Below are 19,033 nucleotides of genomic sequence, written 5' to 3' on the forward strand. Positions count from 1 at the left end.
CCCGCACGGTCGTCTACCACTTTCCGGGGTCGATGCCCACGATCCGCAACTGGCGTCTCACCGGCGCACATGTCGCGTGTCTGATCGAAGGGGCCGGGCCCGCCCGCGGTGTTCTCCGATTGCTGCGCGGCCTCGCGCCCCGGCATGCCTGGGCGTACCTCGACGGCACGCGCGGGCTCGCCGAGTTGATCCGCACCCGCCTCGGCGCCGACCCCGCCGCGTGGGCCTGCCTTCAGCGTGAACTTGTCTCGTTCCAAGGGCTGTTGCCCGAGCTGGTGGAGCACGCGGCCAAGGCGGCCGGGGATCGTGCGGTGCCGCGCGTGCCGTCCGCTCCGCGCGGAATCCGCATCGAGATACGGCAGTTGCTGATGCTGCTCGACTCCGGGACCCTCGCCGCCCTCGTGCCGCATCTGGATCGGCGGACTGTCGTCGACCTCGCCCGTTTCGGCGCGCCGCTGCCCGCCGAGACGCTGGCCTGGGTCGTCGCCATGGCGCCGCCGCGCGAGCGGCTGACGTTGGCGAAGGCCCGCTGGAGCCGCCCCGATCTGGCCGCCGCACTCGTGGAGTTGGACGACTCGGACCTCAACGCCGCGGTGTACCTCAATGCGCACACCTCGGTCGCCGTACGCGCCCGCATCATGGCCGCGGCGGACCGCGTACCGCTGCATTCCTCGGTCGTCGCCCGCGTGCGCGACAACACCAGCCGCTCGATGCGGCTGCCCGCGCTCTGGTCGGGTGACCCGCTGCTGGTACGCGCCGCGCTGCTGCGCCGCGACCACACGTCCAGTTCGCCGCAGGAGTGCCTGCGGACCTGGGAGCGCGAGGGCTACGACGCGCTGGCCGCGCTCTACCGCCCCTACACGTACGAACAGAGCGGCGCACCCGCTCCGTTCCGCATGCCGCGCTACCGGTCGATGTTGCTCGTCGCCGTCGAGGGCGTGTGGCGGCGGCACGGTACGGAGGAGGCCGCCCGCCTCGTCCGCGAACTGCCGGTGGCGCCGCGCGACAAGCAGCACTTCGCCGAGTTGTTCGCCCGCGAGGACGGCCACGAGGCGCTGCGCGCCGAGATCGCCGCCAAGGCCGGGCCGCGCACCCTCGTCAAGCGGCTGCGCCGACCGACTCCCACGCAGTTGTGGCCGCTGATCGAGTCGCCGTGGGTCGACTGGCCCGCCGTCGCGCGCGCCGAGCGCACCGGCCCGCTGTCCGGCGCCGCATGGGGGCTGCTCGCGAACAGCCCCGGCTGCCCCGACCGCGTCGTCCCCGAAGTCGTCGAGTGGTCCGGCGACTCCGCGGCGGCGGGGGCGGGACGCTGGCCCACCGGCCCCGACGTCGTCGTGCCGCGCGAGTGGACCGGCAACGGCTACACGGTCGCCGAACCTGCCCGGCGCGGCAGCGCGATGCCACCCGACTACCTGTTCGGCGGGGTCGCCCCGGCGGCACGGGCGCTCAACACGTATGGCTGCCTCACCGAGCTGACCGCCGCAGCCCCCGGCTCGCTGCGCTACCACGACCACCTGCGCGAACTGGTCGGCCGCCACCTGGGGGCGTCGACCGAGGCGCGCGTCGTCGCGATGCGCCTGCTCCCGGACTTCACCGGGACCACCGAGGAGCTGCTCGCCACGGCGGCCGCCATGACCCTTGTCGATGTCAAGTAACCCACTTAGGGTGACGGATCGTCTTGTCCGTACGCACCCGTAGGGGCTCCGCATGTCCGATCGCGCCAAGAAGGTCGCCGCCGCCGAAAACCTCCTCGCCCAGCTGTCCGGCGGGGATCTGGACGGCATCATGGCCGCCTACGCCGCCGAACCCACCGTCCACGACCCCGTCGGCACCGAGCCCAAGGTCGGGCGCGACGCGGTGCGGGCGTTCTACGCGTCGGTGGTCCCGCTCAAGCCCACCTGCACGCTGCTCGGCCCGGTCACGGTGTCCGGCGACCACGCCGCCTTCCAGTTCAAGCTCGAACTGACCATCGGGGACAACCGGGTGGCCGTCTACGCGACCGAGATGCTGCGGTTCGACGAGGATCTTCTGGTCACCGAGATGATCGCCGTCCCGGACCTGGAAGCGGCCGCCGAGCTCTGAGGACCTGTGCGAAACGTTTCGGCGACGGGCGGTGACCGGAACGGTTGCGGCCCGTCGCCGTGTTCGGCCTGATTTGCTCCGCAAGGCGGATAACGATTGCGCTGGGGAGGTGATGTCGTACAAGCGAATCAATAGCATCCCGCTGCATGAGCACTTCCCCTGATGCAGCCTCTCCTCTGCCTACCCGCAACCAGGGTTTGCCCACCCGCGTACCCACCGGCCGACCTGGCGGGCGCCACCGCAGACCAGAGGCACCGGAGATCCCGCAGGGCGCGCCGCCGCTCGTGCTGGCCGTCCCCGGCCCCGCCAACCCGGCGCTCGACGAAGTGGTGCGCGAGGTCGCCCTGCTCGCCAGAGCCGGCCGCCCCGGTCTGGACATCCGCCCCGCGCTGCTCGGCGAGGGCGCGACCGACCTCACGCCGGTCCTGGGACCGGCTCCGGGCAGTGTCGCCGCAGGGTCCGACGGCTCGGACCCGGACGCCGTGGTGGGGGCACCGGAGGCCGGAGAGGCCCCGGAGGCGGCCGAGGACGGGCAGGCCGGGTACGAGACCGCCGACGTGGCCGCCAAGGCCGCGGAGGACGCGCAGGCGGCCGCCGGCCCCGCCGTGGTCGTCCCGCTGCTGATCGGGCCGCACCCGGAGATCGAGGCGCGGGTGCGCGAGACCGTCGAGGCGTCCGGCCGCGACCTGTTGGTGACCGAACCGCTCGGCCCGCACCCGCTGCTGGCCGAGGCGCTGCACGAACGCCTCTCCGAGGCCGGGCTCGCCCGCGCCGACCGGGCGCGGCTGTTCACCGTCGTGACGGCCGCGGACGGCATCGTGCTCGCCACCACCGGCGGCGCGGAGGCGTTGCAGTCCGCCGACATGACCGGCGTGCTGCTGGCGGCCCGGCTGGCGCTGCCGGTCGTCACGGCGGACCTCGACGTGCCGGGGTCGGTGGCGCGGGCGGCCGCGGGACTGCGGCAGATGGGCGCCGAACGCCTGGCGCTGGCACCGTACGTGCTCGGCCCCGACCTCGAACCCGGCGTCGTCGAGGCGGCGGCGGAGGAGGCGGGCTGCACCGCCGCCGAACCGCTGGGCGCGCACGGCGCGATAGCGCAACTGGTGCTCCGCGCCTACCTGGACGCGGCCGGAATCCGCGACTGACCGGAGCGGGAGGCGGAATCCGCGAGAGGGCGGGACTCGGGGGAGTCCCGCCCTCTCGCATGCCCACCGGACAACGCCCACCCGCCTTGCCCGACCAGGCGCGGGGATACACCTGCCACTACGCGTCCGCCGCGTGCGACCGCCATTCCGTACGGCCGCACGTGCACGCCCGGCTCGCGCCTTCCACCATGCCGACACCCGCCTGCCCGCACGGTCCCGCGCACCGACCGTCGCCCCACCGCCCACGCCTCGCCTCATCGTCTGACCGGGTTGTCTGCGGTGCGATCACTCCCCGTACGGCGTGCCGGGGCTCGTCGACGCCATTTGCCCATGGGATGTTGCGTTCAGGAAAGAGCGCAAAAGAACTGCATTGTCCGGATCGTCATCGCCTTCCGGACACTTCCGCCGGGCAGGAGAACGATCAGCCATGAGAATCGACCTCTTCCGATCGCATGCCCGCGCCGCACTCGTCGCGACGGGGTGCGCGGCGGCGCTCGCGGCGTGCTCCTCCGGGGGCGCGGGCGACGTCCAGCGCGACGGCGCCGCGGCCGCACGGGCCTCCCAGGGCCCCGACGACGCCGCCCACCGGGCCGCCCCCGGGGCACCGGCCCCCGGCGCATCCCCCGGCGCCCAGCCCGGCATCCAGCGCTTCACCCTGGTGGCGACCGGCGACGTGCTCGCCTACCCGTCGATCATGCAGCAGGCCCAGACGGACGCCGGCGGCAACGGCTACGACTTCCACAAGATCTACGCCGGCGTCCTCCCCGTCGTCCGCGACGCCGACGTCTCGATCTGCCACATGGAGACCGTGTACGGCAAGCCCGACGGCCCGTTCACCGGCTACCCGCTGTTCAAGGCCCCGCCGCAGATCGCCCGCACGCTCGCCGACACCGGCTACGACGGTTGCTCCACCGCGTCCAACCACACCCTCGACGACGGCTTCTCCGGCATCGAACGCACGCTCGGCGAACTCGACTCCGCCGGCGTCCGGCACGCGGGCTCCGCCCGCACGGCGGAGGAGGCGGCCGCGCCGACGATCCTCGACGTCAAGGGCGTCAAGGTCGCGCACCTGTCGTGGACGTACGCGACCAACGGCATTCCGCTGCCGGACGGCAAGCCCTGGGCGGTCAACGTGGTGGACGTCTCGCGCATCGTCGAGGAGTCGCGCGCGGCCCGCCGAGCCGGTGCCGACGTCGTCGTCCTCAGCATGCACTGGGGCACCGAGTGGCAGCGTGAGCCGGACGCCGACCAGCTCGCCTGGGCCCGCGAGTTGACCGCCTCGACCGACGGCGGACGCAAGGACATCGACCTGATCCTCGGCACCCACAACCACGTCCCGCAGCCGTACGCCAAGGTCAACGGCACGTGGGTGGTCTACGGGATGGGCGACCAGATGGCCAACTTCCCCGGCCAGGACAAACTGGCCGGCAACTACAGCTCGATCGCCCGCTTCACCTTCGCGCGCGGCGCGGACGGCGGCTGGACGGTCGACCAGGCCGAGTTCCTGCCGCAGTTCAGCGATCCGGGCCCGCCGTTCCGGATCGTCAACATCAATGCCGAGATCGCCGCGGGCTCGCCGCGGGCCGCGGCGTACCAGGCGCCTCTGGAGTCGATCCGGGCCGCAGTGCTGTCGGAGGGCGCGGCGGCGGACGGACTGCGGGAGTCCGCCGACGGTCGCTGAACGGACGGCGGGCGCAAGCCGCGTCCGTCCCCACTTACCCCGGATTTACTTCGGGCCTCTTGGAACAAACGCGCCCGGACCCTAAGGTCGTGCGCCGTATCTACGCGCGTTCCCGCCGTACTCCTGCCCATACCTCCGGCACACGCCCAGGCACAGCGCTCCCGCACCCAGGAAATCCCGAGGAATCCCCAGGACTATTCCCAGGAGGGGAAAATGACCGTTCCCCGGCGCCGGCACCGCGGATGGCTCGCCGTGGCCACCGTGGCCGCCGCGAGCCTCATCGGCGGCCTGACCACCGCGGCACCGGCCGCGGCCGACCGCGGCGGACCGTCCCGCACGATGGACCTCCAACTGCTGGCGGTCAACGACCTGCACGGCAATCTCGAACCACCGCAGGGAAGTTCGGGCAACATCACGGAGATCGGCCCGGACGGCGCCCCCAAGAGCACCCCCGCCGGCGGCGTCGAATACCTCGCGACCCAGCTCAAGGCGGCCCGCGCCAAGAACCCCAACTCGCTCACCGTCGCGGCCGGGGACATGATCGGCGCCAGCCCCCTGCTCTCCGGCCTGTTCCACGACGAGCCCACCATCGAGGCCCTCAACGGCCTCGGCCTGGACGTCAGTTCGGTCGGCAACCACGAGTTCGACGAGGGCCGCGCCGAACTGCTGCGCATGCAGAACGGCGGCTGCCACCCCACGGAGGGCTGCTACAAGCCCGGTTCCCGGTTCGGCGGCGCCGACTTCGAGTACCTCGCCGCCAACGTCGTCGACGAACGCACCGGCCTGCCCATCATGGCGCCGATCAGCATCAAGTACGTCAACGGCGCCTGGGTCGCGTTCATCGGGATGACCCTCGAAGGCACCCCCGACATCGTCACGGCCGAGGGCGTGAAGGGCCTCAGGTTCAAGGACGAGGTCGAGACCGCCAACCGCTACGCCAAGCTGCTCAAGCTGCTCGGCATCAAGTCGATCGTCGTGCTGCTGCACGAAGGCGGCATGCCTGCCGGCAACGTCTACAACTACGACTGCAACGCGGGCGGTTCGCTCGGCCTCAGCGGCCCCGTCGTCGACATCGCCAAGAACCTCGACCCCGAGATCGACGCGGTCGTCACCGGCCACACGCACCAGTCGTACGTGTGCAGCATCCCCGACCCCAAGGGCCAGCCGCGCCTCGTGACCAGCGGTGCGTCGTTCGGCCGCCTCTACACCGAGATCAACCTGACGTACGACAAGCGCACGCGCGACATCGTGCGCACCAAGGTCACCGGCGCCAACCACGTCGTACGCCGCGACGTCGCCAAGGACCCGGCGATGACGTCCGTCATCACCGAGTGGAACAAGCTCGCGGCCCCGGTCGCGAACCGCCACGTCGGCTGGATCGCGGGCCGGATCGACGGCCGCGGCTCCACCGCGCCGGAGAGCCCGATGGGCGACCTGATCGCGGACGCCCAACTGGAGGCGACCGCCGCGCCCGACAAGGGCGGCGCGCAGCTCGCGTTCATGAACCCGGGCGGCATCCGCAGCGACTTCGCGTACGAGGGGCCCGAGGGCGACGGCATCGTGACGTACGCAGAGGCGTTCACCGTCCAGCCGTTCACCAACATGATGGTCACGCAGACCATGACCGGACAGGCGATCCTGGACGTCCTCGCGCAGCAGGTCACCGGCGCCAATGCCGCCGGCCCGCGCTGGCTCCAGGTGTCGGAGGGCTTCACCTACACCGTCGACCGCGCACAGACCGGGGCCGCCAAGATCGTGCCCGGCAGCGTCAAACTCCACGGCCGACCGATCGATCCGGCGACGACGTACCGCGTCTCGGTCAACGAGTTCCTGGCCGGGGGCGGCGACGGCTTCCCGGCCCTCGCCACCGGCACCGACAAGCTGGTGGGCGGCTCCGACCTGGACGCCGTGCTCGCCTATCTGGGCGCGCACTCGTCCGCGAGCGCACCCCTCCCGGTCCCGGCCGCGGACCGGATCACCTTCACCGGCTGACGGGCACACCCGGCACACCCGGCACACCCATGCACTCCGTGTACGACGAGCGCACACGACAAGGGCCCCGCACACCTTCTGGGTGTGCGGGGCCCTCGCTTCGAACGACGTGCCACGTGCGGTTGTGCCGCGTCTGGGGGTGGAGGCCGGACCTCAGGCCACGCGGCGCAGCGCCGCCGTGACGCGCGTCGTCGCGACCGACCTGGCGTACCGACGGCGGCGCGCGATGATCGCGAGCAGTGGGCCGTGGGCGTAGGGCGACGCGGGGGCGGCGGCAGTCGTCGGGGCGGCGGAGCGGGGCTGGGTCGCGGTCGTCATGGCACTTCTCGTTTCGGTCGGTGACCGTTCCTGGGGGGAGCGGCGCTGACGAGATCAAATTTATGCGCCGGGCCCGACACCGGCGTCCCCCGCAGGTCGGCGATTGCCGGGCCTCCACTGGTGGGCCTCGGCGGCGATACGTACGACTTGAGGAGGAGGGGCCGCGTGATCCGTCTCAGGGTCACCCCGGAGCTTGAACCCTTGCATCCGTGCATGTATCTCTGGTGCGCGGCCGCGATCCCCAGCGCGGCGCGCAGGGGAGGAGCCCGCCATGACCTTGGATCCGCGTACGCCGGTTCTCGTGGGAGCCGCCGCCGTCCAGCAGCGGGTCGACCGGCCCGGCGGCGGGCTCGACGCCGTCGGGCTCATGACCGCGGCCACCGAGGCCGCCGCGGACGACGCCGGGCCCGGCGGCAAGCTGCTGTCGGCGCTGGACCGCGTGCTGGTACCCCGCGGCATGTGGGGGCCGGGCGATCCCGGACGCCGCATCGCGGCCCGCTTCGGGGCCGCGGGCGCGCGTACGCTCGTCGCCGAACTGGGTGTGCTCCAGCAGACGTTGCTGACCCACGCGCAGACCCTGATCGCGGCCGGCAACGCCGATGTGGTGCTCGTCACGGGCGCGGAGGCGGGCTACCGCGACCGCAAGCTGCGCGGCACCGGCCTCCCGTCGCTCACCGAGCCGCTGCCCAACACGCCGCCCGACCAGGTGCTGAGCCCGGTCGGCGACATCCTGCACCGCATCGAGATCGAGCGCGGACTCCCGGTCCCGGTGCGGCAGTACGCGATCCTCGAATCCGCGCTGCGGCACGCCGAGGGCCTGTCGCCGGAGGACCACGCGGCGCGTGTCGCCGAGATGTGGTCGCGCTTCGCGGACCGCGCGGTCGAGAACCCCGATGCGTGGCACCGCGCGCCGGTCGCGGCCGACGCGATCGCCGCCGCGTCGCCCGCCAACCCGATGATGGCCCGCCCGTACACGCGTACGCACTGCTCACGCGCGGGCGTCGACCAGGGCGCCGGGCTGATCCTGTGCTCGGCGGAGGCGGCGGAGCGGTACGGAGTGCCGCGGGACCGCTGGGTGTTCCCGTGGGCCGCGGCGGAGTCGAACCAGATGGTGCCGATCGTCGCGCGGGCGCAATTGCACCGCTCACCGGGGTTCGCGGCGGTGGCCGCGTGGCTCACGGCGTACACGGGCGTCGCGGCGTCGGACGCGACGTATGTCGACCTCTACAGCTGCTTCCCCGCCGCCGTCCGCATCCAGGTGGCCGAACTCGGGCTGGGCGACCGACAGGACCTGACGGTGACCGGCGGCATGTCCTTCGCGGGCGGGCCGCTCAACAGCTATGTGCTCCAGTCGACGGTCGCGATGGCGAAGGTGCTGCGCGGCGACCCGGCGGCCACCGGGCTCGTGACGTGTGTGTCCGGCATGGTCACCAAGCAGGCGGGCGCGGTGTGGTCGGCGACGCCGCCCGCGACGCCGTTCCACGGCGAGGACCTGTCCGCGCGCACCGCGGAGGCCGCGACGACCTGCGAGGTCGTCGGGGACTACCGGGGGCTGGGCGCGGTCGACGGCTACACGGTCGTGGAGGGGCCGGACGGGCCGAAGCAGGCCGTCGCGGTCGTGGCGGTCCCGGGCGGCGCGCGCACCGTCGCGTCGTCGACAGACCCGGAGGTCGTCGCGGCGTTCTGCGAGGGCGAGTGGGTGGGACGGCATGTGCATGTGGCCGAGGCCGAGTTGACGCTGTGAGGCGGGGGCGGGCGTGTGGGCGCACAGGGCCACGGGTGTCACGGGCACGGTGGGCGCCTGGCCCGCGGTCGGATCGGCCGCGTGCGGCCCGGTCTCCGGGCGCCCGCCCGGCGCGTGACGCTCAGTGCCCTTCCGGGTAGCGCACCTCGACCTCCCAGGGGGCGCGCCGCACCGCGGTGAGGCGCTGTTCGGCCATGCGCCGCGTGATGTCCTGCGGGACGAGGCAGTCCGCGCACGCCTCGGGACCCGCCACGACGGTCAGCGCGACGGCGAAGTCGCCGGTGCGGGCGATGTCGAGGCGGTAGTCGTCCGCCGCCAGGCCGTTCGCGAGCGGGGCGAGGGCGGCGGTGACGGCCTCGTCGGTCGGGGCCGTCCCGGCGTCCGGGGCGGCGTGCTCGGCGGTCATGCGCGTACCTCCGCCTTCGCGGTGAACAGTTCGAGCGTGCGCTCGACGGCCTCGGCGGCCATCTCGTCGAGACGGGCGTCGGAGGACCCGCCGAGGGGGCCCGGCACGGTGAGGATGCGGGCCTGCGGCAGGCCGTACAACCCGGTGACCTGCTCGGCGAGTTCGGTGAACCCGGCGGTGGCGAGCAGCACGGTCGGCAGGCCGAGCTGCTCCAGTTCGACGGTGTCGTGCGCGCTCCACGACGTGCACGAGCCGCAGTCGGCCGAGCCGGTGATGACCAGGTCGGCTTCCGCGAGCAGGCGTTCGACGACCTCGGGTTCGGCGGGCAGCGCGGCGCTGACCTTGGCGATTTCGAGCGTCACGGTGGCGCCGGTGCGCTCGGCGACCAGTCGGGCGATCGCGCCCTGGATGTACCCGGCGTGCGGCTTGAGGTTGTCGAGGACGGCGATGCGCTTGCCGGACAGGAGTTCGGGGCTCGGCGCCAACTCCTTCGCGGGCGTGCCGACGCTGCCCTCGGGGGACAAGATCTCGATCATTGCGGGGACCCTTCTGCGGTCCGGCCGACGTACGGCGGCGGAAGTGCGGAGGCGGTGCGGCGAAGGCGGTCAGGCGAACGGGACGGTGACGCTGCGGGTGCGCCCCCAACTCGGCAGCACGAACGACTGCTTGCCGGGACCACCGGACACCAGCACGCGGATGTTCTCCGGGTGGTCGGTCATCGGCATCAGGTCGTCGTCGCGGAGCGCCTTCATCCACGGCCGCCACAGGTTGCTGGTGAAGTGTGCGCGGAAGTCGCCGGCCGGGCGGCGGGCCTTCTCGAACAGGTACGACTGGACGTCCTGCCGCGCCCACCCCGCGCCCGCGATCGTCGCCGCGTGCTCGGGGCCCAGCACGACGAAGTACTCCGCGTCCGACACCACCGCGTTGTTGGTGCCGAACGTCGCCATCACGGTCGCCGCCTTGTCCAGGATCCCGGCGGGCTCGCGACTCTCCATGTCGTGGAAGTTGTGCGGATTCTCCATGCCTGCGACCGTCACGGCGCTGGGCGCGTCGAGGCCGAGCGAGCGCGGGTACGCGGGCCACGGGCTCGCCGCGCTGTTCTCCGCGAAGCAGAACGTGTACTTGGACGGCTGGCCCTGCGTAGCGGCGTCGCCGAGCCCGCTGCCGTCGTGGCCCTTCGCGGTGCCGCCGGCCACGTGCATCATCACGAAGCGGACCGCGCGGCCCAGGGTGGCGTTGGAGCGGTTGCCGGGGCCGAGCGTCCCGGTTCCGGCGTTGAAACCACAGCGTTCCACGGCCTCGCCGTGCACGAGGACCATCGCCGAGACCGGGTGTGTGGTCGAGTTGACGCCGCGCAGGTTGAACTCGGGGGCGACCAGGCCGCGCACGGCCGCGACCAGGACGGGCAGCAGGTGCGGGGTGCATCCGGCCATCACGGCGTTGACCGCGAGGACGCGCGGCGTGGCCTCGCCGAGGCGCGGGGCGAGGGTGCCGATGACCTCGTCGGGGTCGCCGTCGTACGCCGCGAGCATCGCGTCGACGCGCTGCGGGGTGGGGGCGACGACGGGGAGGCCGTCACCCCAGCCCCGGGCTTCGAGGAAGGCGTACAGGGCTTCGGGGGACTCGTCGGCGATGGTGAGGGTGGTGTCGAGGGCTGTCACATGCAAGAAGTTAGCCTGACGAGTCGTCAGGTTCAATGGTGGTGTTCGATAATCCGAATCACATAGATGATTTGTCGAACACTTGATGGGTCTCCGGCGGTACCGAAGCCGTCGGACGGAGAACGACTGTGCGAGGAGTCCCTGTGACTGTGGGCATCGATCTGGGCGGGCGCACGGCGCTGGTCACCGGAGGCGGCGGGGGTATCGGGCGGGCGGTGTGCATCTGGCTCGCCCGGGCGGGGGCCGACGTGGTGGTCGGCGACCTGCGCGGCGAGGCCGCCGATGAGACGGCCGCGCTGGTGGCGGCGGAGGGCGTGCGGTCGCTCGCGCACGCGTTCGACGCGACCGACCCGGAGCAGGTGGCGCGGGCCGTCGCGGCGGCGGTGGCGGAGTTCGGCGGACTGGACATCGCCGTCAACAACGTGGGGATGACGGCCGGACACGGTACGTCGGCGTTCGTCGACTGGACGCCACAGGCGCTCCGCGACGTCGTCGGCGTGAACCTGATGGCGACCGCGTACTCGTGCCAGGCGGAGGCGCGGGCGATGATCGCGGGCGGCCGGGGCGGCTGCATCGTGAACGTGAGCTCGGGGGAGACGACGCGGCCCGCGCCCGGGCTCGCGCCGTACGGTGCCGCGAAGGCCGCGGTGAACCACCTGACGCAGACTCTCGCCGTCGAGCTGGCGCCGCACCGCATCCGGGTCAACGCGGTGGCGCCGGGGACGACGCTGACCGAGCAGGTCGCGGCGTCGCTGACCCCCGAGTTCCAGACGGCGTTGTTGGGGGCGATCCCGCTGGGGGCGCTGTCGGAGCCGGACGACATGGCCCGGCTGGTGCTGTTCGTGGCGTCCGATCTGGCGGCGCACACTACGGGGCAGTTCCTGCTGTCGGACAACGGGGCGTTCTTGTCGCGGAGTCGGCCGGCCTATGACGTGAAGTGAGTGGGCGGGCACGGGGGTTCGATGGGCGGGCGGATTCGCGTGCGTGATCGAGTGCGCGCGAACGGCCGTGGGGGCGTGACCGCACGGGGGATGAGACACCATCATGGGGCGCGTCTCCGTCCGCCCGTCAGCTCCCGTACGGGCGGACGGAGACGCGTTGCGGCCCGTGCTGCGGCCTGTTCCGGGGCTTCTGCTGCGGCTTTGGTGTGGCTGTCCCGCGGCTTGTGGTGTGGCTCGTGCCGCGGCTTGTGGTGTGGCTCGTGCCGCGGCTTGTGGTGTGGCTTGTGCGGCGGTGATTCGGGCCCGATGGCTCGGCGGCTGGGGCTCCGGCGGCGGTCACACGTTCGCTGCGGGTGCGTCTCCGGGCGCCGCCCCCGGCCCGATCTCGCGGACGACCCGGTAGGTCGGTGCCCCCGTCATGCGCGGTTCGGCCGTGCCGGTCAGGCCGTCCAGCACGCCCTGGATCGCCGCCATGCGGCCGTCGGTGTCCGAGGTGGCCACGAAGTCACGGTAGGCGGCCTCGCTTTCCCACGACACGATGTTGTAGACGCGAGTGCCATCGGTGCTGATGTGGAACCTCGCGGACCGGTAGCCGGGGTGGAAGCGGACCCACTGCACCTGGATCTCCGCGAAGGCGTCGACCAGTTCGGCCTGGGTGGCGGGGCCGTCGACGGTGTAGTCGATGATCGAGTAGAAGCCGGTGTCGGTGCTCATGCGATTCTCCTGGGGATGAGGTTCGGTTGCGCGGACTCCGTGGGGCGTAATTGGGCGGCGTTCGAAGAGCGTCGTCTGCGCCGGGAGTTCCGTGCGCGGCCGCGCTACGGCACGAGCAGGACGACCTTGCCGCGCCCGTGCCCGACCGCGACCTCGCGCTGGGCGTCCGCGGCGCGGGCGAGGGGGTACGTTCGGCGCACGTGCACCTTGAGCACGCCTCGCTCGTACATCTCGACGGCCTGCGCGAGACGGGACACGTGGCGCAGCGACGGGTCGGTGGTGCGGATCCCGCCTTCCGCCGCCCGGTGGTGGTCGACCAGGGTGATGACCCGTGCAGGGTCCACGAGTTCGAGGGCCGCGTCGAGTGAGGCCCCGCCCGCGCCGTCGATGAGCGCGTCGATCCCGTCGGGGGCGGCGGCGCGCAGGCGTTCGGTCGTACCGTCGCCGTACGCCACCGGAATCACGCCGAGTTCGCGCAAGTACGCGTGGTTCTCCGGGCGGGCCGTGCCGACGACGACGGCGCCGAGTTCGCGCGCCATCTGCACGGCGATTGTGCCCACGTTGCCCGCCGCGGCGTTGACGAGGACGGTCTCGCCGGCCGCGACCCCGAGCATTTCCAGGGCGATGGAGGACGTCTGGGCACCTGAGTTCAGCCCGCCCGCGACGTCCCACGGCATGGCGGCGGGCTTGACGGTGACGTGCTCGACCGGGACGACGGTGTGCTCGGCGTAGCTGTTGAGGATCGAGAAGCCGGCGACCTCGGTGCCTACGGCGATCTCCGCACCGAGCGGGTTGACCGTCACGCCGGGCCCGACCGCGTCCACGACCCCCGCGAACTCGTTGCCGGGGATGCGCGGTAGTGGGGCGACCTCGGTCAGGTACGCGGGCACCCAGCCTTCGACCACTGCGACGTCGAACGGTTGTACGCCGGCCGCCTTCACGCGCACGCGCACCTCGCCCGGGCCGGGCTCGGGCGTGGCGACCTCGGCCAGGCGCAGGACCTCGGGCCCGCCGGGGGTGTGGAACAGGGCGGCCTTGCTCATCGTGGGCTCCTCGTGCTTCGTGACCCGTTGATCGGGGGCGGCGCGTGCCCAGCGCGGGGGCTGGGCGTACGGCCGCTCGTTCTTGCCGGTCACGAAGGTAGGCGGGGCCCGGGGAGGGGCGAATCCGTAGAACTACGGGAGTTGCGGGCGGGTGCGCGGGCCGCGGGTGCGCGGGTGTGGGGCTGGGGCCCGGGCCGGGGGGGGGCGGCCCCGGGCGTCAGGTGCGGGCCGCGGCGACCAAGCGGTCCAACTGGTCGCTCAACTCGGCGAGGGTCTGGCTGCGGTCGACGCCCGCGATCTGGACGCCGAGCTGCTCGGTCAGGCTCACGCTCAGTTCGACGAGGGCCAGGGAGTCGAGGTGGAGGTCGTCGAGGGCCGTGTCCGGGGCGACCGACTCGGCGGGGCGTCCGAGCGTGGTCGTGAGCACGGTGGCGATGGTGTCGTACGTGGAATCGGGCATGGCTTCCTCCGGTGGGTGGGCGGCGTGGGCGGAACCTGGGACGGGTGTGGGGGAGGCGGGCGTCCGAGAGGCGGGCGCGTGGCGGGCGGGCGGACTGGGCGCGCGGCGGCCGACTGCGCGGTTCACGGAGTGGTGAAGACGAGGACGGCGTTCTGGCCGCCGAATCCGAACGACGTCGTCGCGACCGCTCCCATGCGCACCTTCCGGGGCGCCTTCACCACGATGTCCAAGTCGATGTCCGGGTCCTGGCGTTCGATGTTGGCGGTGGGCGGCACGACCTGGTGCCGCAGGCTCAGGACGGACGCGGCCGCCTCGACCGCCCCGGCGGCACCGATGGTGTGACCCAGTACGCCCTTGTTCGCCGTGACGACGGGCGGACGTGCGAACACGGCCTTCAGCGCCCGGAATTCGGCCGCGTCGTTGAGCCTGGTCCCGGTGCCGTGCGCGTTCACGTGTCCGATGTCGGAGGCCGCGAGCCCGGCATCGGCGATGGCGGCCCGCAACGCCTGTGCCGCGCCCTCCCCTTCGGGGTGCGGCGCGGTGGTGTGGTGGGCGTCGCACGAAGCGCCGTACCCGGCAAGAACCGCGTGGACGGACGCGCCGCGCGCCCGGGCGTGGTCGGCGCGTTCGAGTACCAGCATGCCCGCGCCCTCGGCGAGCACGAAGCCGTCGCGGTCGGCGTCGAACGGCCTTGAGGCGCCTGCCGGGTCGTGGCCGCGCCGGGACAGCGCGCGCATCTGGCCGAACGCGGCGCAGGGGATCGGCGAGCGCATCGACTCGGCACCGCCCGCGATGATCACGTCGCACATTCCGGCACGCAGCATCGCCAGCGCCGTCCCGATCGCCGTCGCGCCGGACGCGCACGCGGTGCTGGTGACCAGGTTCGGCCCGCGGGCGCCGAGGTCGAGCCCGATCTCGGCGGCCGACATGTTCGGGATCATGCGCGGCAGGAACCTCGGTGACACGAGGTGGTGTTGGCCGCGGTCCATCTTCGCGCACACGTCCTGGACCGGCGAGAACGAGGCGGTCGCCGTACCCGCGACGACTCCGACGCGGTCGCCCTGCCACGTCGCCGGGTCCAACCCGGCCGACGCCACCGCCTCGCGCGCGGCGACGACGGCCATGGCGGCGAACCGCTCCAACCGGGCGGCGAGCATGCCGTCCAGCAGTCGGGCCGCATCGAAATCGGGGACCTGGCAGGAGAAGTCCGTGGGGAGCCCGGCCAGTTCGGGGTCGCGCCGGGCGGTGGGGATCCCGGCCATGAGTCCGTTCCAGGTGGCGTCGGCGCCGATCCCGGCCGGGGTGACCAGGCCGATGCCGGTGACCACCACGTCGCGCACCTTCACAGCGGGCTCCAATCAGAGGTGTTCTCGGGGGAGTTCGGGGGTCACGACACCTTGCGGAGGGTGCGTTCGCGGGCGTAGATGTAGCGGCTCCCGTCCGGGAGCACGTGCAGCGTCACCGGGATCGGGTAGCGCCCGTCGCACTCGAAGCCCGCGAGCAGCGTGTCGGTGACCGGGACGAGCCGCGTCTCACGGGGCATCAGAGTGCCGCTCGTACCGCCGCCGACGAAGCGCGGCCGCAGCCAGATGCCGGACTCGTCGCGTTCCAGGCGCGCTTCGGCGGGCGAGCAGCGGTACGTGCCGAGAAAGGGCTCGATGTCGATGTCGGCGGGTGTCTCCGGGGCCTCGAACCGGCGTACGGTCGCGCCCGCGAGCGCGGCCAGGTCGTCGCGTACGTCCGAGCGCAGCGCCATGTTGTCGCCGCCGTTCGAGCACAGGGCGATGGCGAGTTGCGGGCTTTCGACGGCGTAGAGGTAGGTGAGGAGGCCGGGCAACTCGCCGCCGTGGCCGTAGGTGGAGATGTCGTCGCCCGTCTTGCCCGGGTAGAGGCGCCAGCCGATGCCCCGGTGGCCGCCGCCCCACGCGCACGGCATCGGGGCCTGCGGTTCGCGCATCGCCTTGGCGGCGCCGGGTGGCAGCGCGCCCGTGGACGTGGAGGGGGACGTGGAGTCGGACATGTGTGCCATCGCGAAGCGGACCATGTCGCCCGCTGTGGCGCAGAATCCGCTGCCGGGGCCCATGATCCGGGGGGTGTCCCAGCGCAGGGGTGCGGGCGGGGGCGGGGGCGTGGCTGCCGTTGTGGCGGTGCCGGGCGCCGGCGTGCTGTGGCCGGGGGAGGGGAGGCGGTGGCCCGGTACGCGGCGTGCGGGGTCGGCCAAGTCGGGGCGGGTGACGGTGTCGTGGAGGCCGAGAGGATCGAGCAGGAGTTCGCGTACGGCCGCCTCCCAGACCCGGCCGGACAGGTGTTCCACGAGGCGTCCGGCGATCAGGAAGCCGGCGTGGGAGTAGGCGCCGAGCGCGCCCAGGGGGTGGAGTTGGCCCAGGTCGGCGCAAGAGGCGACGTAGCGCTCCAGGCAGTCGTCGTCCGAACCGACATCCGGGAAAACGCCGTTCTCCAGGCCGCTGGTGTGGCTGAGGAGGTGGCGTACCGTCAAGTTGCGTGTGGTCTCCGGGTCGGCGACGCGGAAGTCGGGCAGCACGTCGCACACCCGTGTGTCCAGGTCGACCGCACCCTGCGCCACCAACTGCATGACCGCCGTGGCGGTGTAGACCTTGGTGATCGAACCGATCTGGAACATCGAGTCGTTCCGCATGGGGGCGCCGGTGGCCCTGTCGAGCACTCCGACCGCGACCTCGTGGACCTCCCCGCCCGTCCCGACGGCCAGTGTCGCTCCCGGGACGCCGTGGAGGCGGCACAGCTCCTGCAACCGCGCGTTCCAGCGGGAGTAGTCGAAGTCCATCTGGGAGGCGCTTCCTTTCGGCGGGGACGGCGTTCGGCGCGATGCCACACGTACATAAAACTACAGAGCGGATGCGAGCATGTACGAATCGTGATGTCGGAAGGCGTGGCGGGGTGGCGGGCGGGGGCGCGTTGCGGAGCCGCCGGGGCTACGGCGTCGGGCGCGGTCGGGGTTCGGCTGGGCGCGCGCTTTGTCCGCGTGGGCCTGGTTCGCGTGGGCCTGGTCCGTGTGGGCCTGGTTCGCGTGGGCTGTGCGCGCGTATGTTGCCGTGGGCAGGCCGTGGACCCCCGCTGTCGCCGGGTGTTCGCGCTGGGCGGATTGATGTGATCGGCGCCGCGGTCGCTCCCTTGTTCCCTTCCTCCGCGCTAAGCGTCCAAATGCAGCCGCATCAGTTCGCGGCGCGAGCCGATGCCGAGCTTCGGGTACGCCTTGTAAAGGTGGTACTCGACCGTCCTCCGGCTCAGGAACAACTGCGCCGCGATGTCCTGGTTGCTCGCCCCCGCTGCCGCCAGCCGTACGACCTGGAGCTCCTGCGGGGTCAGCGCGTCAAGGACGGCTGGAGCGATGGCTGTTGCCGCCGTCTGCGCGTCGACGGGCACGGCGGCGTTTGCCGCGGCGTGTGTTCCCCGCTCACCGGCGGCGCGAAGTTCGGTGCGCGCCCGTTCGGCCCAGGTGGTCGCCCCGAGCCGCGTGAAGCGCGCCTCCGCGGAGCGCAGGACCGTGCGCGCGTCCGTACGCCGCCGGGCACGGCGCAGCCATTCGCCGTACAGGAGTTCGGTACGGGCGAACTCGAACGGCCGCGTGCCCTTCCCGTGTTCGACGATCGCGGCGGCGAACAGGTGCTCGATCGACTCGTCTGTCTGGTCTCCGGGCACCGCCGACTCGAACCCGGTGAGCGCACGGCAGCGGAGCGCCACCGCCTTGGGCCACGCGACCGACGCTGCCTCCGCCCACGCCAGGAACCGGGGGAGGTGGTGTGTGCCGCGTTCCGGGTGGCCGGCCCGCACGGCCGCCTCGACGAGGTCCGGGATGACGAGTACGGCAGACGTACGGCCTCCCGCCGGTTCGTCCACGATGGCCGCGAGCCGGGTCAACGCCTCCTCGTAGCGGCCGAGTCCGAGATTGAGCAGGGCGAACGCGGGGTCGTCCGCTAGCCGTTCGTGCTCGGCGGCGATCGCCCGGCAGCGTGCCGCGTCGCCCGCGACGGCGGCGATGCCGAGGCTGATGCGGTGCAGATCGTCGCGTACGTGCGTCTGGCGCGTCTCACGCGCGAAGCCGAGCGCCTCCACCGCCGTCGCCTCCGCGTCGCGGTACCGGCCGGTGGCGAACTGCCCGCGCGCCAGGGCCGCGAGGACGTCCGGCAGGGCGCCGACCGTGCCCCACGCCCGGCAGCGCGCGGCCTCTGCCTCCGCCAACTCGATGACCGCGTCGTCGTCGCCGAGGATCCGGGCCACGTGCGCGGCGAACATGCGGTCGATCAACGACGTTGAGGGGTGGGCGCGTTCGTGTGCGACGAGGGAGGCCATCGGCGCGATTCCGAGGGCGGGTTCCGGGCTGGCTGTCGGTGCTGTTTCGGTGCCGTCTGCGCCTACGTTGCGGTTCCCGGTTCGGGGCTCGGACTCGGATACGGGCGTGAGTTCGGATTCGGGTCCGTACCCGGATGCGGGTACGGACCCGGGTTGGGGTCCGTGCTCGGGTTCGGGTTCGTACCCGGGTACGGGTCCGTGTTGTGTCCCGGCCGCGGCCAGCGCCGCCATCCCGCGGATCGCCGCAGTGATGGGCGCGTCCGGTGCACTCCGGCCTGCCAACTCCGCCACCTGGCCGAGCGTTTGCCGGTCGTCCGAGAACCACGCGTACCCGGNGCGCCGCCATCCCGCGGATCGCCGCAGTGATGGGCGCGTCCGGTGCACTCCGGCCTGCCAACTCCGCCACCTGGCCGAGCGTTTGCCGGTCGTCCGAGAACCACGCGTACCCGGCAGCGATCGTCACGAGCGTGGCGGCCATCCCGGACCCGGCCGAGCCGTTCGCCTGTCGGGCGTCCCC

At 72.7% G+C, this 19,033-nt stretch carries 17 protein-coding genes; 7 read left to right on the forward strand and 10 right to left on the reverse strand.

The features are described from left to right. The 5 genes from ACRX5S_RS16165 to ACRX5S_RS16185 all read left to right on the forward strand — a co-directional run. A partial coding sequence (locus ACRX5S_RS16165) for a hypothetical protein (RefSeq protein ID WP_436773607.1) occupies positions 1–1,655 on the forward strand: 1,655 nt, incomplete at its 5' end. Positions 1,656–1,707: 52 nt separating this feature from the next. Continuing rightward, positions 1,708–2,082: a nuclear transport factor 2 family protein gene (locus tag ACRX5S_RS16170; RefSeq protein WP_436773608.1), complete on the forward strand. Its 375-nt coding sequence runs from the start codon at positions 1,708–1,710 to the stop codon at positions 2,080–2,082. A 146-nt stretch (positions 2,083–2,228) separates the two neighbouring features. Next, a complete protein-coding gene (locus ACRX5S_RS16175) occupies positions 2,229–3,227 on the forward strand; it encodes a sirohydrochlorin chelatase (RefSeq protein ID WP_436773609.1) in 999 nt (332 codons plus the stop codon). A 427-nt stretch (positions 3,228–3,654) separates the two neighbouring features. Beyond that, on the forward strand, positions 3,655–4,908 hold the full coding sequence (locus ACRX5S_RS16180; protein WP_436773610.1) for a CapA family protein: 1,254 nt from the start codon (positions 3,655–3,657) through the stop codon (positions 4,906–4,908). Positions 4,909–5,121: 213 nt separating this feature from the next. Continuing rightward, on the forward strand, positions 5,122–6,900 hold the full coding sequence (locus ACRX5S_RS16185) for a bifunctional metallophosphatase/5'-nucleotidase (RefSeq protein WP_436773611.1): 1,779 nt from the start codon (positions 5,122–5,124) through the stop codon (positions 6,898–6,900). Positions 6,901–7,053: 153 nt separating this feature from the next. Here the strand turns inward: ACRX5S_RS16185 and ACRX5S_RS16190 are convergent, their stop codons facing one another. Then, the gene (locus ACRX5S_RS16190) at positions 7,054–7,218 is read right to left on the reverse strand and encodes a hypothetical protein (RefSeq protein ID WP_436773612.1); all 165 of its coding nucleotides are present in this window, start codon (positions 7,216–7,218) and stop codon (positions 7,054–7,056) included. Positions 7,219–7,489: 271 nt separating this feature from the next. Here ACRX5S_RS16190 and ACRX5S_RS16195 point away from each other — a divergent pair, with 271 nt between their 5' ends. Then, complete coding sequence (locus ACRX5S_RS16195) at positions 7,490–8,962, forward strand: hypothetical protein (protein ID WP_436773613.1); 1,473 nt, start codon at positions 7,490–7,492, stop codon at positions 8,960–8,962. A 121-nt stretch (positions 8,963–9,083) separates the two neighbouring features. On the opposite strand, the gene ACRX5S_RS16200 is transcribed toward ACRX5S_RS16195, so the two are convergent. From ACRX5S_RS16200 to ACRX5S_RS16210, 3 genes are all read right to left on the reverse strand, one after another. Then, on the reverse strand, positions 9,084–9,368 hold the full coding sequence (locus ACRX5S_RS16200; RefSeq protein ID WP_436773614.1) for a hypothetical protein: 285 nt from the start codon (positions 9,366–9,368) through the stop codon (positions 9,084–9,086). Further along, on the reverse strand, positions 9,365–9,904 hold the full coding sequence (locus ACRX5S_RS16205) for a UGSC family (seleno)protein (RefSeq protein WP_436773615.1): 540 nt from the start codon (positions 9,902–9,904) through the stop codon (positions 9,365–9,367). Before ACRX5S_RS16205 ends, ACRX5S_RS16200 begins: the two co-directional genes overlap by 4 nt. A 69-nt stretch (positions 9,905–9,973) precedes the next feature. After that, positions 9,974–11,029 (reverse strand): hypothetical protein, encoded by a 1,056-nt coding sequence (locus ACRX5S_RS16210; protein WP_436773616.1) that lies wholly within the window; start codon positions 11,027–11,029, stop codon positions 9,974–9,976. 143 nt (positions 11,030–11,172) lie between these two features. Between ACRX5S_RS16210 and ACRX5S_RS16215 the strand changes: the two genes are divergently transcribed. Continuing rightward, positions 11,173–11,970, forward strand: a complete 798-nt coding sequence (locus ACRX5S_RS16215; protein ID WP_436773617.1) for an SDR family NAD(P)-dependent oxidoreductase — start codon at positions 11,173–11,175, stop codon at positions 11,968–11,970. Between the two features lie 336 nt (positions 11,971–12,306). Here ACRX5S_RS16215 and ACRX5S_RS16220 read toward each other — a convergent pair whose 3' ends face one another. The 6 genes from ACRX5S_RS16220 to ACRX5S_RS16245 form a co-directional block, all read right to left on the reverse strand. Then, positions 12,307–12,684: an antibiotic biosynthesis monooxygenase gene (locus ACRX5S_RS16220; RefSeq protein WP_436773618.1), complete on the reverse strand. Its 378-nt coding sequence runs from the start codon at positions 12,682–12,684 to the stop codon at positions 12,307–12,309. A gap of 104 nt (positions 12,685–12,788) precedes the next feature. After that, a complete protein-coding gene (locus tag ACRX5S_RS16225) occupies positions 12,789–13,820 on the reverse strand; it encodes an NADP-dependent oxidoreductase (RefSeq protein ID WP_436773619.1) in 1,032 nt (343 codons plus the stop codon). 124 nt (positions 13,821–13,944) lie between these two features. Next, on the reverse strand, positions 13,945–14,187 hold the full coding sequence (locus ACRX5S_RS16230; RefSeq protein WP_436773620.1) for an acyl carrier protein: 243 nt from the start codon (positions 14,185–14,187) through the stop codon (positions 13,945–13,947). Positions 14,188–14,309: 122 nt separating this feature from the next. After that, positions 14,310–15,533, reverse strand: a complete 1,224-nt coding sequence (locus ACRX5S_RS16235; protein ID WP_436773621.1) for a beta-ketoacyl-[acyl-carrier-protein] synthase family protein — start codon at positions 15,531–15,533, stop codon at positions 14,310–14,312. Between the two features lie 41 nt (positions 15,534–15,574). Further along, entirely contained in the window at positions 15,575–16,990 is a 1,416-nt protein-coding gene (locus ACRX5S_RS16240) for a serine hydrolase domain-containing protein (RefSeq protein WP_436773622.1), read from the reverse strand. A 365-nt stretch (positions 16,991–17,355) separates the two neighbouring features. After that, positions 17,356–18,516: a helix-turn-helix domain-containing protein gene (locus tag ACRX5S_RS16245; RefSeq protein ID WP_436773623.1), complete on the reverse strand. Its 1,161-nt coding sequence runs from the start codon at positions 18,514–18,516 to the stop codon at positions 17,356–17,358. Positions 18,517–19,033 lie beyond the last annotated feature (517 nt).

Origin of the sequence: Yinghuangia sp. YIM S09857 (assembly GCF_051388915.1) — a bacterium.
Classification (GTDB): domain Bacteria; phylum Actinomycetota; class Actinomycetes; order Streptomycetales; family Streptomycetaceae; genus Yinghuangia.